At 66.9% G+C, this 14,564-nt stretch carries 14 protein-coding genes; 10 read left to right on the plus strand and 4 right to left on the minus strand.

Features of this window, described 5'->3' with window-relative positions:
- Positions 1–38 precede the first annotated feature (38 nt).
- A complete protein-coding gene (locus M9978_RS03910; protein ID WP_254291550.1) occupies positions 39–1,046 on the plus strand; it encodes a LacI family DNA-binding transcriptional regulator in 1,008 nt (335 codons plus the stop codon).
- Here the strand turns inward: M9978_RS03910 and M9978_RS03915 are convergent.
- Positions 1,043–1,666, minus strand: a complete 624-nt coding sequence (locus tag M9978_RS03915; protein ID WP_254291551.1) for an aspartyl/asparaginyl beta-hydroxylase domain-containing protein — start codon at positions 1,664–1,666, stop codon at positions 1,043–1,045. The genes M9978_RS03910 and M9978_RS03915 overlap by 4 nt on opposite strands.
- A gap of 168 nt (positions 1,667–1,834) precedes the next feature.
- On the opposite strand from M9978_RS03915, the gene M9978_RS03920 reads away from it, so the two are divergent.
- The gene (locus M9978_RS03920; protein WP_254291552.1) at positions 1,835–4,738 is read left to right on the plus strand and encodes a M16 family metallopeptidase; all 2,904 of its coding nucleotides are present in this window, start codon (positions 1,835–1,837) and stop codon (positions 4,736–4,738) included.
- A 12-nt stretch (positions 4,739–4,750) separates the two neighbouring features.
- Here the strand turns inward: M9978_RS03920 and M9978_RS03925 are convergent, their stop codons facing one another.
- Both M9978_RS03925 and M9978_RS03930 read right to left on the minus strand, forming a co-directional pair.
- The gene (locus M9978_RS03925; protein ID WP_254291553.1) at positions 4,751–6,550 is read right to left on the minus strand and encodes an AMP-dependent synthetase/ligase; all 1,800 of its coding nucleotides are present in this window, start codon (positions 6,548–6,550) and stop codon (positions 4,751–4,753) included.
- A gap of 78 nt (positions 6,551–6,628) precedes the next feature.
- Entirely contained in the window at positions 6,629–7,612 is a 984-nt protein-coding gene (locus M9978_RS03930) for a quinone-dependent dihydroorotate dehydrogenase (RefSeq protein WP_254291554.1), read from the minus strand.
- Between the two features lie 173 nt (positions 7,613–7,785).
- Between M9978_RS03930 and M9978_RS03935 the strand changes: the two genes are divergently transcribed.
- The 8 genes from M9978_RS03935 to M9978_RS03970 all read left to right on the plus strand — a co-directional run bounded on the left by M9978_RS03935 (position 7,786) and on the right by M9978_RS03970 (position 14,130).
- A complete protein-coding gene (locus tag M9978_RS03935; RefSeq protein WP_254291555.1) occupies positions 7,786–8,205 on the plus strand; it encodes an SUF system Fe-S cluster assembly regulator in 420 nt (139 codons plus the stop codon).
- The gene (gene sufB, locus M9978_RS03940) at positions 8,205–9,668 is read left to right on the plus strand and encodes a Fe-S cluster assembly protein SufB (protein ID WP_254291556.1); all 1,464 of its coding nucleotides are present in this window, start codon (positions 8,205–8,207) and stop codon (positions 9,666–9,668) included. The genes M9978_RS03935 and sufB overlap by 1 nt, the downstream gene beginning before the upstream one ends.
- 115 nt (positions 9,669–9,783) lie before the next feature.
- Entirely contained in the window at positions 9,784–10,269 is a 486-nt protein-coding gene (locus M9978_RS03945) for a hypothetical protein (protein ID WP_254291557.1), read from the plus strand.
- Between the two features lie 11 nt (positions 10,270–10,280).
- Positions 10,281–11,024: a Fe-S cluster assembly ATPase SufC gene (sufC, locus tag M9978_RS03950; protein ID WP_254291811.1), complete on the plus strand. Its 744-nt coding sequence runs from the start codon at positions 10,281–10,283 to the stop codon at positions 11,022–11,024.
- Between the two features lie 4 nt (positions 11,025–11,028).
- Positions 11,029–12,105 (plus strand): SufB/SufD family protein, encoded by a 1,077-nt coding sequence (locus M9978_RS03955; protein WP_254291558.1) that lies wholly within the window; start codon positions 11,029–11,031, stop codon positions 12,103–12,105.
- Positions 12,102–13,313: a cysteine desulfurase gene (locus M9978_RS03960; RefSeq protein ID WP_254291559.1), complete on the plus strand. Its 1,212-nt coding sequence runs from the start codon at positions 12,102–12,104 to the stop codon at positions 13,311–13,313. Before M9978_RS03955 ends, M9978_RS03960 begins: the two co-directional genes overlap by 4 nt.
- Positions 13,310–13,774: an SUF system Fe-S cluster assembly protein gene (locus tag M9978_RS03965; protein ID WP_254291560.1), complete on the plus strand. Its 465-nt coding sequence runs from the start codon at positions 13,310–13,312 to the stop codon at positions 13,772–13,774. Before M9978_RS03960 ends, M9978_RS03965 begins: the two co-directional genes overlap by 4 nt.
- Positions 13,774–14,130, plus strand: a complete 357-nt coding sequence (locus M9978_RS03970; protein ID WP_254291561.1) for a HesB/IscA family protein — start codon at positions 13,774–13,776, stop codon at positions 14,128–14,130. Before M9978_RS03965 ends, M9978_RS03970 begins: the two co-directional genes overlap by 1 nt.
- On the opposite strand, the gene M9978_RS03975 is transcribed toward M9978_RS03970, so the two are convergent.
- Positions 14,120–14,557 (minus strand): SRPBCC family protein, encoded by a 438-nt coding sequence (locus M9978_RS03975; RefSeq protein ID WP_254291562.1) that lies wholly within the window; start codon positions 14,555–14,557, stop codon positions 14,120–14,122. The genes M9978_RS03970 and M9978_RS03975 overlap by 11 nt on opposite strands.
- Positions 14,558–14,564: the final 7 nt, after the last annotated feature.

Raw genomic sequence — 14,564 nt, forward strand, 5'->3', positions numbered from 1 at the left:
CAACGCTGTCACCTATGCCGGGGCTTTCGGGGAGGCACATGGCGCGCAGGCCGACGATCAAGGAAGTGTCCAAGCTGGCGGGCGTGTCGTTCAAGACCGTCTCCCGCGTGCTCAACAACGAGAAGAATGTCAGCGAAGAGACTCGCCGCCGCGTCGAGCAGGTCGTCGCCGAACTCAACTTCCGCCCCAGCCTCGCCGCACGCACGCTCGCCGGGCGCAAGTCGTTCCAGGTCGGGCTGCTCTACGACAATCCCAGCCCGCATTACGTCTATCATCTGCTCGCCGGCGCGCAGGCGGCCTGCGCGGAACTCGGCTACCGCCTGCTGACCCAGCCGGTCGATGCCGTCTCTTCGGCGCTCGTCCAAGACGTCACCGCGCTGATCGACGAGACGCGCCTCGACGGGCTCATTCTCTCCCCACCAGTCACCGAATCCGCCGCATTGCTCGACGAGCTCGACCGCCGCGGCCTGCCCTATGTCCGCGTCGAACCGGGCATCCGCCGCAGCGAGGGGCGCAGCGTCACGATCGACGATGTCGCCGCAGCACGCGAACTGACCACGCACCTCGTCTCGCTCGGCCACCGCGCCATCGCCTTCATCACCGGCCCGGACGTCCACATCTCGTCGGTCGAGCGTCTTCAGGGCTATCGCGACGCGCTCGCCGCCGCCGGCATCGCCTTCGATCCCGCGCTGGTCGTGACCGGTGACTACAGCTTCCAGTCGGGCCGCGATGCCGCACGCAAGCTGCTCGACCGGCCACAGCCGCCCGGCGCGATCTTCGCCGGCAACGACCAGATGGCCGCGGGCGTGCTCGCCGTGGCGCATGAGCGCGACATCGACGTGCCGGGCGCACTCTCGATCGTCGGCTTCGACGACGGCGACCTCGCCGCCGCGGTATGGCCGCCGCTGACCACGATCCACCAGCCGATCCTGGAACTGGGCCGCGCCGCCGCCGAACTGCTGCTCGCGCCCAAACGGCCTGCCGACCGCATCACGCTCGATTACAAGCTGGTAATCCGCGCTAGCGCCGCGCGCGCCAGCAGTTAGCGCAGCAGCGTCTCGGCGAGCCAGCGTGCGGGCTGGCGCAACGGCCGCCGCAACTGCACGCTCAGCACCAGACCCTGTTCGCTGCCGTCATTGCGCCACGCCTGCGCCTGCGTCGCGTCGAACAGCAACGTCTCCCCCTCCGCCCATCGCACGACGCGGCCGCCCAACTGCATGCGCAGGTCACCGTCGCGCGGCACTGCCAGCCCGAGATGGCAGGTCAGCAGCCCCCGGCTCGCCATCCGCCGGACCGGAAGATGAGCGCCCACCGGCAGCCGCTCGAACCGGGCAGCGTAAAGTCCGGGAATGCGCGAAAGGATCGCTGCCGTCACGTGATGATCGCGCGGCGAGACCTCGCCTTCGGCGTCCGCCGCCTCCGCCTTGATCGCCGTCCACCGCTCGCGCAGTTCGCAAGTCCAGGCAAAATCGCGGACATCGAGCAACGGCGCGGTGGAGACGAGCGACGACATGCCCATTAGCCGGTCGATCACACGTTCCAGCTGGGTGGCACCGCCGCGCGCACCATCCTCAGTCGGCACATCGTCCACCAGCCGCAGCTTCGGCGCCTCGAATGCGGGCGCAGCCTGTAGTTCGTCCTGACGGACCGCGACGCCGGTCTTCACCTCATGTCCTCGCCATTTGCCCCGCGCGCCGTCTCCCCCGAGTCGGCTCAGCGTCCACGGCTAAACCGCGCTTCGGTCCAAAACATGGCGAAACCCGCACAACCGTCTGAAACCTTGCCGCAATTGCGCCGCTGGCGGCCTTGCGCCAACGTCGCTAGACTGAGCGCGATGGTATCGTTTCCCCGCGTAAGGCCGCTCGCCCTTTCCCTTCTCGCTGCAACGCTCGCACTGTCGGGTCTCGCCCCGCTCCGCGGCCAGGACGCCGCGCCCGCTCCCGCCGTCCAGGTCGACAAGACCCCGTGGCTCTACAAGGGCAGCGACATTCCGCACGACCCGGAATGGCGTTTCGGCACGCTCCCCAACGGCCTGCGCTATGCGGTGCGCAAGAACGGCGTGCCGCCGGGTCAGGTCGCGGTGCGGCTGCGCATGGATGTCGGCTCGCTGCACGAGCGCGAGTCCGAAAAGGGCTTCGCGCATCTGCTCGAACATCTCTCGTTCCGCGGCTCGTCCAAGGTGCCCGACGGCGAATCCAAGCGCGTATGGCAGCGGCTCGGCGTCACCTTCGGCTCGGACAGCAACGCCAGCACCACGCCGGTCTCGACCACCTACAAGCTCGACCTGCCCGACGCGAACGAGACCAGTCTCGACCAGTCGATGATGATCCTCGCCGACATGATGGCGGCCCCCGGCATCACCCCGGCCGCGCTCACCGCGGAACGCCCGGTCGTGCTCGCCGAGCAGCGCGAACGGCTCAACCCGCAGGCGCGCGTATCCGATGCGCAGCGCGAACTGATGTTCGCTGGACAGCTGTTCGGCGAGCGCCCGGTGATCGGCACCACCGCGACGCTCAACGGCGCCTCGGCCGATACCGTCAAGGCGTTCCACCAGCGCTGGTACCGCCCCGAGCGCGCGACGCTGGTCGTCGTCGGCGATCTCGACCCTGCGCTGTTCGAGCGGATGATCGCCAAGCATTTCGCGAGCTGGAAGGGCGTTGGCCCTGCCCCTGCCAACCCCGATTTCGGCAAGCCCGATCCCGCCAAACCGACCAGTGCGGCGCTGGTCGAACCGACGATGCCGCCGATGGTGTCGATGGCGGTGCTGCGCCCATGGACGGTGTTCGAGGACACGATCGTCTTCAATCAGGAGCGGATGATCGATTTCGTCGCGCTGCGCATCATCAACCGCCGGCTGGAGAGCCGGGCGCGCGCCGGGTCGAGCTTCATCGGCGCGGGTGCGGACCTGTCCGACGCGGTGCGCTCGGCCAACGTCACCTCGATTCAGGTCGTGCCGATCGGCGAGGATTGGGAAAGCGCGGTCAAGGAAGTGCGTGCGGTCATCGCCGATGCCCTCGTCAATGCGCCCACTCAGGCCGAGATCGACCGCGAAGTGGCCGAGATCGATTCAGGCATGCGCAACTCGATCGCCACCGCTGCCGTGCAGGCGGGCTCGCGCCGTGCCGACAATCTGGTCGAGGCGATCGACATCAACGAGGTCACCACCAGCGAGCAGGCGAGCTACGACATCTTCACCGGCGCCAAGACCAAAGGCATGTTCACGCCGGACCGGGTGCTCGCCTCGACCAAGCGGATCCTTCAGGGCGTGGCGACGCGCGCGATCGTCACCACGCGCACCCCGGATTCCAACGTCCAGACCAAGCTCGCGGCGGTACTCGCGGCAGACGTTTCGGGTCTCGCCGGCACGCGCAAGGCGGCGCGCAGCGTCACCTTCGCCTCGCTGCCCAAGCTCGGCGCGCCGGGCAAGGTCGCCGAACGCACCGTCGCGGTGACCGAACCCAAGATCGAGCGCGTGCGCTTCGCCAATGGCAGCACCTTGCTGCTGTTCCAGAACCCCGGCGAAGTCGGCCGCGTCTATGTCAACGTCCGCTTCGGACGCGGCATGCAGGCGCTGCCAGCGGGACGGCAGACGCCGGCCTGGGCCGGCGACATGGCGCTCGTCGCCAGCGGCATCGCCGCGCCCGGCGGCGTGCTTGGTCAGGAGGAGATCGACCAGCTGACCGGCGACCGCCAGATCCAGCTCGGTTTCGGCATCGGCGACGACGCCTTCCAGCTTTCGGGCCAGACCTCGCCCGCCGATCTGGAAGACCAGCTCAAGCTCATTGCCGCCAAGCTCCAGTCGCCCGGCTGGGATCCCAAGCCGATCGCGCGGGCGCGCGCCGTCGCGGTCACCGGCTATGCCGCGACCTCGTCCTCGCCCGACGCGGTGATCGGCCGCGATCTCGAACGGCTGCTGCGCGGTGGCGATCCGCGCTGGGGCACGCCGCCGCTGGCCGAGATCGAGAAGCTCAATGCCAAGGATTTCCGCACCTTCTGGGAGCCGCTGCTCGCCAGCGGTCCGATCGAAGTGCAGATCTTCGGCGATATCGATCCCGAAAAGGCGATCGAGGCCGCGCGCAAGACGATCGGCGCGATGAAGCCCCGCAAGGACGCGCCCGCGGCCTCACCAACGGTTGCGTTCCCCACGCACAATGCAGCACCACTGGTGCTGCGCCACACCGGCCAGCCCGATCAGGCGGCAGCGGTGATCGCATGGCAGGCGGGCGGCGGCGCCGATAACATCACCGAGAGCCGCAAGCTCGAAATCCTCGCCGCGGTGATGCGCGACCGCATCCTCGACCGCATCCGCTCGGCCGAGGGCGCGAGCTACTCGCCGACGGTGATCAGCCAGTGGCCGGTCGGCCAGCCGGGCGGCGGGCGCATCATGGCGCTGACGCTGATCCCGCCCGACCGTGTCGATCTGTTCTTCCGCGTCGCGCGCGAGATCGCCGCCGACCTGATCGCCAAGCCGATCGAGACCGACGAGTTGCGCCGCGCGATGGTGCCGACCGCGCAGATGGTCGTGCGCCGGTCGAGCGGCAATCCGTTCTGGATGCAGCAGACCGAAGGCGGCACCCGCGACCCCCGCCGCCTCGCCGCGATCAACACGATCGCGCGCGACTATGGCGCGACCACGCCACTCGAGTTGCAGGCGCTGGCGGCGAAATATCTGGCGCCGCAAAAGGACTGGAGCCTGGTGGTGCTGCCCGAGGAAAAGAAGGTGGCGGAGGCGCGCTGAGCGCCTTCCGCCCTACCCCTTGTACAACCCGTCCAGCCGTTCCCCATAGACCTGCTTGAGCACATGCCGCCGGATCTTCAGGCTCGGCGTCAGCTGCTCATTCTCGATCGTGAACGGCTCGTCGGCGAGGATGAAGCGGCGGATGCGCTCGATCACCGACAGGTCCTTGTTGACCCGCTCGACCGCTGCACCCACGGCGGCGCGATAGTCATGATCCTCACGTAGCGCCTTGAAGTCACATTTCTCGCCATTCTTCGCGCACCATTCCTGGGTCCATTCCGGGTCGGGCACGATCACCGCGGTCATATAGGGCTTGCGGTCGCCGGCGATCATCGCCTGCATGATCTCGGACTGCAGCGTCAGCATGCCCTCGACCTTTTGCGGCGCGACATTGTCGCCCTTGTCGTTGACGATGATGTCCTTCTTGCGGTCGGTGATCCTGATCCGGCCGCGCTCGTCGATCAGTCCGATATCGCCAGTGTGCAGCCAGCCATCTTTCAGCACGCGCGCCGTCTCGGCCTCATTGCGCCAATAGCCATGCATCACCAGTTCGCCGCGCACGAGGATTTCGCCATCCTCGGCGATCCTCACCTCGACGCCTTCGAGCGGCGGCCCGACCGTGTCGTGCTTCAGCCCCGCACTGGGGCGGTTGCACGAGATGACCGGCGCCGCCTCGGTCTGACCATAGCCTTGCAGGAAGGTGATGCCCAGGCTCTCGAAGAACACACCGACCTCGGGGTTGAGCGGCGCGCCGCCCGACACCATCGCCTTGATCCGCCCGCCGAACTTCTTCGCCAGTTTGGGCCGCAGCGTGCGGTCGAGCAGCAGGCTCATCGGCAGGTCGAGCAGCGTGCTCTTCCCGGCGGCCTTCTTCCCGCCGATCGAAACCGCGCGGTCGAGCAGATAATTGGCGAACTTGCCCTGCTTCTCGACCTGCTTGGTAATGCGCGTCCGCAGCACCTCAAACAGCCGTGGCACGACGACCATCAGCGTCGGGCGCACCTCCTCGATGTTCGAGGCCAGCTTGTCCAACCCTTCCGAATAATAGATCTGCGCGCCCAGCCCGACCGGGAAATGCTGCCCGCCGGTATGTTCATAGGCGTGGCTGAGCGGCAGGAACGACAGGAACACCTCGTCGTCCCAGCCGAAATCCTCGCTGATCACGACGCAGCAGCCTTCGACATTCATCAGGATCGCGCCGTGATGCTGCATCACGCCGCGCGGGCTGCCCCCGGTGCCGCTGGTGTAGATGATGCAGGCAAGGTCTTCGCGCTTGAGTGCGTCGGCCTCTGCGCTCGCGACCGCCACGTCCGCGGCATTGTCGGCGATCAGCTGCTTCCAGTCGTAAAAGTCGATCGCGCCGGGCTGCCCGATGCGCATCTCCTCGATCCCGATCACCGTATGGCTGTGGCTGCCGGTGGTATGGAGGATCGCGGGCAACAGCGTCTTCGCGAGCTTCGCGTTCGACACCACCGTCATGCACGCGCCGCTATTATCCAGGATGTGCTGGTGATCGCGCTCCGTATTGGTGGTGTAGGTCGGCACCGTCACGCCGCCCGCCGCCATGATCGCAAGATCGCTGATGCACCATTCCGGCCGGTTCTCGCTCACCAGCATGACGCGGTCGCCAGGCTTCAGGCCCAGTTTCGTCAGCGCCGCCGAGAGGCTCGCCACCTGTTGCGCCGCCTCCGCCCAGCTCGTCGGATGCCATTTGCCGCCCGACTTGGCCCACAAGAACGGCGCATCGCCTTTCTCGCGTGCCCGCGTGAAGAACATCTGCACCAGATTGTCGAACCGTTCGAGCTTGCGCATGCCTGTTCCAACTCCTGTCGCGCAGGTTCGTGCCAGCGCGTTTTGGATCAGGAACGTAACGGCCCGGAAGCCACCCCGTCAAAGGGCTTTGAGGATACGCCGCACCAACCCGGGACCTTCATAGACCAGCGCAGAATAGACCTGCACCATCGCCGCGCCCGCTTCGAGCCGCGCCAGCGCCTCTTCCGGCGAGTCGATCCCGCCAACGGCGATCACCGGCAACTGTCCGCCGGTCGCAGCCAATGCCTCGGCCAGCTTGACCCGCGCCAGTGCCGCCAGCGGCCGACCCGACAGCCCGCCCGTTTCGCTCCCCAAAGCCGAGCGCAACGTCCCGGGCCGCGAGATGGTGGTGTTCCCCACGATCAGCGCATCCACCTTGTTGTCGATCGCCGCGCGCACTACGCCGTCCATCCCCGCCGTGTCGAGATCGGGCGCGACCTTGAGAAACAAGGGTGTGCGGGGCACAGCCTTGTCGGCACTCCCCTGCCGCGCCGCGTTCGACGCCGCCAGCAACTCGTCGAGCGCCGGCCGCGATTGCAGGTCGCGCAGCCCCGGCGTGTTGGGCGAGCTGACGTTGATCGTCACATAATCAGCGACCGCCGCCGCCTTGCCCACGCCCAGCGCATAGTCGGCGACGCGGTCGTCGCTGTCCTTGTTCGCGCCGACATTGATGCCCAGCACGCCGGGCCGCTTCGCGCGCGCCACCCGCGCCAGCGCCGCGTCGATCCCGCCATTGTTGAACCCCATGCGGTTCACCACCGCGCGGTCCTCGGCCAGCCGGAACAGCCGGGGCCTAGGGTTGCCGGCCTGCGGGCGCGGCGTCAGCGATCCGATCTCGACGCTGCCGAAGCCCAGCCCGAACAGCCCGTCGATCGCCTCGCCATCCTTGTCCAGCCCCGCCGCGAGCCCGACCGGATTGGGAAACTCCAGCCCCGCGATCGTCACCGGCCGTACCCGCGGCGGCTTCGATCCGCCCGACAACGCAGCCGCTCGAATCGTCAGCCGATGCGCCTTCTCGGCATCGACGGTGAAGATCAGCGGCTTGAGCAGGTCGTAGAGCATGGCCGCCCCATAAGCAGAATGACCGGGATAGGGGAACTATCTCGTGCAACAGTCCAGGCGGGTTGACGGTGATGGCGCAAACGCCCATCTGCCAATCGGAACGAATCATTCCGATTTGAGAACTATTCGCAACAGCCCGTAGCGCTGTTGCGCGGAGGTCCAACAAGAAGCGCATGCGCCTTTCGGCCCAGACAGATTACGCCGTCGTGATGCTCTCCGCTGCGGCCCGTCATTGCGGGATCAGCGGGCGATTGAACGCGACCGTACTGTCCGACGAGACCGGCCTGCCGCTTCCCACGGTGCAAAAGCTGGTCAGCCGTCTCTCGTCCGCTGGCCTGATCGAATCCGCGCGCGGTACCGGCGGCGGCTTTCGCCTCGCCCGCCCGCCCGCGACGATCACGCTCGCCGACATCGTCGAGGCGATTGAAGGCCCGATCGCGCTCACCGCCTGCGTCGATCACGGCAAGCACGATTGCTGCATCGAGCAGAGCTGCCGCGTGAAGCCGCACTGGAATCACGTCAACGAGGCCGTGCGCGGCACGCTCGCGGGCGTCACCCTCGCCTCGCTCTCACGCCAACCGGAAGTCGCCTGATGGCCACCAAGAATGCCGAGGCGCTCGCCGCCGCGAACAAGAAATATGAGTGGGGTTTCAGCTCGGACATCGAGCAGGAGTTCGCCCCCAAGGGCCTGTCCGAAGACACCGTCCGCTTCATCTCGGCCAAGAAGAATGAGCCGGAATGGATGCTGGAGTGGCGGCTCAAGGCCTATCGCCACTGGCTGACGATGACCGCGCCCGACTGGGCCAAGCTCGACGTGCCGCCGATCGATTATCAGGACGCCTATTATTACGCCGAGCCCAAGGCCAAGCCGAAGCTCGGCTCGCTGGACGAGGTCGATCCCGAGATCCTGCGCGTCTATGAGAAGCTCGGTATCCCGATCGAGGAGCAGAAGGTGCTCGCCGGGGTCGAAGGCTCGCGCCGCGTCGCCGTCGACGCCGTGTTCGACAGCGTCAGCGTCGCCACCACCTTCCGCGCCGAGCTCGAAGCGGCCGGCGTCATCTTCCGCTCGATCAGCGAGGCGATCCGCGAATATCCGGACATGGTCCGCAAGTGGCTCGGCAAGGTCGTGCCGATGCACGACAACTACTTTGCGGCATTGAACTGCGCGGTCTTCAGCGACGGCACCTTCGTTTACATTCCCGAGGGCGTGCGCTGCCCGATGGAGCTGTCGACCTATTTCCGCATCAACGCCGAGAATACCGGCCAGTTCGAACGCACGCTGATCGTCGCCGACAAGGGCAGCTACGTCTCGTACCTCGAAGGCTGCACCGCCCCGATGCGCGACGAGAACCAGCTCCACGCGGCGGTGGTCGAGCTGGTCGCGCTCGACGATGCCGAGATCAAATACTCGACCGTCCAGAACTGGTATCCGGGCGACGAGAACGGCAAGGGCGGCATCTATAATTTCGTGACCAAGCGTGCGCTGTGCCAGGGCAAGAACAGCAAGGTCAGCTGGACTCAGGTCGAGACCGGGAGCGCGATCACCTGGAAATACCCCAGCTGCGTGCTGGCGGGCGAGAACAGCGTCGGCGAATTCTATTCGGTCGCGGTGACCAACAACCGCCAGCAGGCCGATACCGGCACCAAGATGATCCATCTCGGCAAGAACAGCCGCTCGACGATCATCTCAAAGGGCATCAGCGCGGGCCGCAGCGACAACACCTATCGCGGCCTGGTCCGCGTCGGCCCAACCGCGGAGAATGTCCGCAACTTCACCCAGTGCGACAGCCTGCTGCTCGGCGACCAGTGCGGCGCGCATACCGTGCCCTATATCGAGGTGCGCAATCCCTCCGCGCAGATCGAGCATGAGGCGACCACGTCGAAGATCAGCGAGGACCAGCTATTCTACGCGATGCAGCGCGGGCTGGATCAGGAGGCTGCGGTCGCGCTGATCGTTAACGGCTTCGCCAAGGAAGTGCTGCAACAGCTGCCGATGGAGTTCGCCGTCGAGGCGCAGAAGCTGCTGGGGATCAGCCTCGAGGGCAGCGTGGGATGACCCGCCTCCCTCTCCCACTCCTCGTCACCCCGGCCTTGAGCCGGGGTCCCGCTTCTTCGACCGCCCGCAATAGCGGGACCCCGGCTCAAGGCCGGGGTGACGAAGGGGAGCGTCCGTGAGCCTCGCCCTTGCCCTGCTCCTCGCCGCCGTCCCGCAGGAAGCGCCCGCCGCCACCGCCGACGAATACGAAGAAATCGTCGTCCAGGCCAAGGTCGGCCGCGTCGCGCTGATCTTCGACAAGGCGGCGGACGGCCGCCTGATCAACTGTCGCGTGTTCGTTTCCAGCGGCACGCGGCGGATCGACGACAAGGCGTGTAACTCGCTTCCCGACTGCATCACATCGACCACAGGCAGCGAATATTGCGGCAAGGGCGGCACGGCGCTGGTCGCGGTCGAGCCCAAGTCGAAGCCGCCCGCCGTCTTCGGCCTCGGCGTCACGATCAAGCCCGAAGCGCCCAAAAAACCCGCTGTCGGCCCCGCAGTGATCGCGAAGGAAGACGACGACCCCAACCGCCTCGGCAAACTCCCGCCCCCGCCCAAGGCCGATAACGGCCCGCCCGCCATCACCTTCAGCGGCCCGCAGGTCGAAGAACCCAAGTGACAGAAAGCCCGATGCTCCAGATCACCAACCTCCACGCCGAAGTCGACGGCAAGCCGATCCTCAAGGGTCTCACCCTCACCGTGAATGCGGGCGAGGTGCATGCGATCATGGGTCCCAACGGCGCGGGCAAGTCGACGCTCGGCTATGTCCTCGGCGGCCGCCCCGGCTATGAAGTCACTGGCGGCACCGTCACCTTCGCCGGCCAGGACCTGCTCGACCTTCCCCCGCACGAACGCGCCGCGGCCGGCCTGTTCCTCGGCTTCCAATACCCGGTCGAAATCCCGGGCGTCTCCAACGTCCAGTTCCTGCGCGAGAGCCTCAACAGCCAGCGCCGCGCGCGCGACGAGGCCCCGCTCTCCGGCGCCGAGTTCCTCAAGCTCGCGCGCGCCCAGGCCGGCGCGCTCGAGATGGACGCCGAGATGCTCAAGCGCCCCGTCAATGTCGGCTTTTCCGGCGGCGAGAAGAAGCGCAACGAGATGGTGCAGATGGGCATTCTGAACCCGAAGTTCGCGGTGCTCGACGAGACCGATTCCGGCCTCGACATCGATGCGCTGCGGATCGTCGGCGACGGCATCAACCGCATCATGCGCGCACCCGACAAGGCGGTGCTGCTGATCACCCATTATCAGCGGCTGCTCGATTATGTGAAGCCGGACTTCGTGCATGTGCTCGCCGACGGCCGCATCACCCGCACCGGCGGGCCGGAGCTGGCGCATGAGCTTGAAGCTCAGGGCTATGCGCAGGTGGCTGCCTAAGCGCATGGATACGCTCACCCTCCCCTCCGCCCGTGACGAAGCATGGCGCTGGTCCGACATGGCCACGCTTGAAGCAGCGCGTGAGATCAAACGCGTCGCGGGTCATGTGGGGTCGACGGCTCGCATTGGTGACGGGCCGCGCCTGGTATTTATCGACGGCTATTATGATCCTGATTTCAGTGAACCCGGCGATCTGACGCTTGAGCGAGTCGAATTCACCTCCACGCACCCGCTTGGGCAATTCGCTGCTGGCCAAGGTTATGAGCTGAGATTCCCGCCGGCATCATTCACCGCTCCGATTGAAATCGAGCATGTCGTCGTGGGCGAGGAAAGCCACTTACCTTTGCGGTTTGTCCTCGACGATGACGCGGTGGTGTCGGTTGTGGAAACCTATAGTGGGGGTGGCTGGTCGAACCGGCTGAGCGAGTTCTCGCTCGGCAAGGGCGCGCGCCTGATGCGCGCCGTCCGCCTGTTGCAGGACGAAGGCTTCGTGTCGATCCGCGACGAGGCCAGCATCGGCGAGGCCGCCAGCTATGTCGCGACCTTCCTCGGCGCCGGAGGGATGGGCAGCCGCATCGATGGCTTCCTTCGCCTTGACGGTGTCGGCGCCTTCGCCGAAATGGGCGGCGCGCTGCTCACGCGCGGCGAGCAGAAGCAGGAAGCTGCCGTCGCCGTCCACCACGCCGCGATCGAAGGCACCAGCCGCCAGGTGTGGCGCGCGGTCGCCGCCGACGCCTCGACCGCCAGCCTCGCCGCCCGCGCCGAGGTTGCGCGCCATGCGCAGAAGACCGATGGCGAACAGTCGCTGCGCGGCCTGCTGCTCAAGCGCACCGCGACGATCAACTTGAAGCCTGAACTCGAGATCTTCGCCGACGACGTGAAGTGCGCGCACGGCGCGACGGTCGGCGAGCTCGACGCCAAGGCGCTGTTCTACATGCAGTCGCGCGGCATCCCCGAACCGCAGGCCAAGGCGCTGCTCACCCACGCCTTCGTCGCCGACGCGCTCGACCGGATCGGCGAGGAGAGCGTGCGCGATGCGTTCAAGGCCGATGCGGACGCGTGGCTGGAGGCGGCGCTGTGACCACGCTCACCGCCACCGCCCCGCTCGACGTCCTCGCCGACTTCCCCGCGATCCCCACCGGCTGGGCCTATCTCGACACCGCCGCGACCTCGCAAAAACCGCAGCCGGTGATCGACGCGATCACGCGCAGCTACGACACGACCTATGCCACCGTGCATCGCGGCGTGTACCAGCGCTCGGCCGACATGACGCTGGCGTTCGAAGCCGCGCGCCGCCGCGTCGCGAAGTTCATCGGCGGTCAGGAGAACGAGATCGTCTTCGTCCGCGGCGCGACCGAAGGGATCAACCTCGTCGCGACCTGCTGGGCGCAAACCAACCTCAAGCCCGGCGACCGCATCCTGCTCAGCCAGCTCGAGCATCACAGCAATATCGTCCCCTGGCAGATGGCTGCCGAGCGCGCCGGCGCTACGATCGATGTCGTCCCGCTGACCCACGACCACCGCATCGACCTCGACGCGATGGAGGCGATGCTGACGCCGCAGCACAAGCTGGTCGCACTCGCCCATGTCTCGAACGTCCTCGGCTCGGTGCTCGACGCCAAGCGCGCGGCCGCACTTGCCCATAATGTCGGCGCGAAGATCCTGCTCGACGGCTGTCAGGCGGTCCCGCGCCTCGCGGTGAACGTCGCCGATCTCGACTGCGACTTCTACGTCTTCTCGGGCCACAAGCTCTACGGCCCGACCGGCATCGGCGTGCTTTGGGGCCGCTACGATCTGCTCGACGCGATGCCGCCCTATCAGGGCGGTGGATCGATGATCGACCGCGTGACTTTCGCGAAAACCACCTATGCCCCGCCGCCGGGCCGATTCGAGGCGGGCACGCCGCATATCGTCGGCGTCACCGGGCTGCACGCCGCGATCGATTATGTCGACGGCATCAGCCTCGACCGCATCCACGCGCACGAGACCGCCTTGGTTACCCGCACGCGCGAAGCCCTTGCCAGCCTCAACTCAGTCCGCGTCTTCGGCCCCGCCGACAGCGCCGGGATCGTCAGTTTCGAGGTGGAGGGGGTGCATCCGCACGATGTCGCCACCATCTTGGACGAGGGTAATGTCGCGATCCGCGCCGGCCATCACTGCGCGCAGCCGCTGATGGACTCGCTGGGCGTGGCGGCAACGGCGCGGGCGAGCTTCGGGGTGTATAACGGCGCGGCCGACATCGACGCGCTGGTCAAGGGAATCGAACGAGTGACGAGGATCTTCGGGTGAACGAGCAGGGCAAGATCGAGATCGAGGAAGTTGAGGCGGTCGCGCCGCCCCCAAAGGCGCGCGTCGAAGAAGCGCGCGACACCTTCGAGCGCAAGCGCGACTATCTCGAAGGCTTCCTCTCGCAAAAGCCATCGGACGTCCCCGCCGGTGAACCCGGCGGCGCGACGCATGATGCGATCGTCGATGCGCTCAAGGAAATCTACGACCCGGAAATCCCGGTGAACATCTATGACCTCGGCCTGATCTACAATGTCGAGGTGACCAATGAAGGTCATGCCGTGGTGACGATGACGCTCACCACGCCGCACTGCCCGGTCGCCGAATCGATGCCGGGCGAAGTCGAATTGCGCGTCGGCGCCGTCCCCGGCGTCGGCCATGCCGAGGTCAATCTCGTCTGGGACCCGCCCTGGGATCCGCAGAAGATGAGCGACGAGGCCCGGCTCGAACTGGGAATGCTGTGATGACCGAAGTGAAGACCCGCGCCCGCCCGGCCGCGATCCTGCTGACCCCCGGCGCGGAAGCGCGCATCGCCGACCTGATGTCGGCCGCGCCGGCCGACGCGATCGGGGTCAAGCTCTCGACCCCGCGCCGCGGCTGCTCGGGCCTCGCCTATTCGGTCGATTACGTCACCGCGGCGAACCCGATGGACGAGCGGATCGACACGCCCGGCGGCACGCTGTTCGTCGATGGCAGCTCGGTGCTCTATCTGATCGGCTCGACGATGGACTGGGTCGAGGACGATTTCACCGCCGGCTTCGTGTTCAACAATCCGAACGCCAAGGGCGCGTGCGGCTGCGGCGAGAGCTTTACGGTCTGAGCTCGGCCGCATAGGCGTCGAACGCCGCCAGCGCATCCTGCCAGCGCTCCAGCTGGAAATCGCGCATGCGCTCGTCCGGAAATTCGCGATGGGTCAGCGTCACCTCGGTCAAACCGTCCTTCTGCGCGAGCAGTTGAACGACCAGTTGCGACACCCGGCCGCGGCCATGGTCCCAATCCACGGTCAGCGCTTCGCCGCGATGGACGCCGGTGAACTTGCCGAAATTGTCATAGCCCTGCTCGCCGGGCAGCGCGACCGCGACCCAGAACATGCCGCCGAGCCGGGCATCGACGCTCGCGTGCAGCACTTGGCCCCGGCTCCCGCCCCACCAGCGCTGGATATGCGCGGGCAGGGTCCACAGCTCGAATACCGTCTCGATCGGTAGCGCGACGCGGGTCAGCAAGGTGATCCGCGGCGCGGCAGGCATCAGTTGA

Source organism: Sphingomonas tagetis (genome assembly GCF_024211275.1).
Classification (GTDB): Bacteria; Pseudomonadota; Alphaproteobacteria; order Sphingomonadales; family Sphingomonadaceae; genus Sphingomonas; species Sphingomonas tagetis.

What these genes read in the sequence shown, in the direction of transcription:
- M9978_RS03910 (WP_254291550.1), top strand. Translation starts at nt 39, where the DNA reads ATGGCGCGCAGGCCGACGATCAAGGAAGTGTCCAAGCTGGCGGGCGTG.
- M9978_RS03920 (WP_254291552.1), top strand. Translation starts at nt 1,835, where the DNA reads ATGGTATCGTTTCCCCGCGTAAGGCCGCTCGCCCTTTCCCTTCTCGCT.
- M9978_RS03925 (WP_254291553.1), bottom strand. Translation starts at nt 6,550, where the DNA reads ATGCGCAAGCTCGAACGGTTCGACAATCTGGTGCAGATGTTCTTCACG.
- M9978_RS03930 (WP_254291554.1), bottom strand. Translation starts at nt 7,612, where the DNA reads ATGCTCTACGACCTGCTCAAGCCGCTGATCTTCACCGTCGATGCCGAG.
- M9978_RS03935 (WP_254291555.1), top strand. Translation starts at nt 7,786, where the DNA reads ATGCGCCTTTCGGCCCAGACAGATTACGCCGTCGTGATGCTCTCCGCT.
- sufB (WP_254291556.1), top strand. Translation starts at nt 8,205, where the DNA reads ATGGCCACCAAGAATGCCGAGGCGCTCGCCGCCGCGAACAAGAAATAT.
- sufC (WP_254291811.1), top strand. Translation starts at nt 10,281, where the DNA reads ATGCTCCAGATCACCAACCTCCACGCCGAAGTCGACGGCAAGCCGATC.
- M9978_RS03955 (WP_254291558.1), top strand. Translation starts at nt 11,029, where the DNA reads ATGGATACGCTCACCCTCCCCTCCGCCCGTGACGAAGCATGGCGCTGG.
- M9978_RS03970 (WP_254291561.1), top strand. Translation starts at nt 13,774, where the DNA reads ATGACCGAAGTGAAGACCCGCGCCCGCCCGGCCGCGATCCTGCTGACC.
- M9978_RS03975 (WP_254291562.1), bottom strand. Translation starts at nt 14,557, where the DNA reads ATGCCTGCCGCGCCGCGGATCACCTTGCTGACCCGCGTCGCGCTACCG.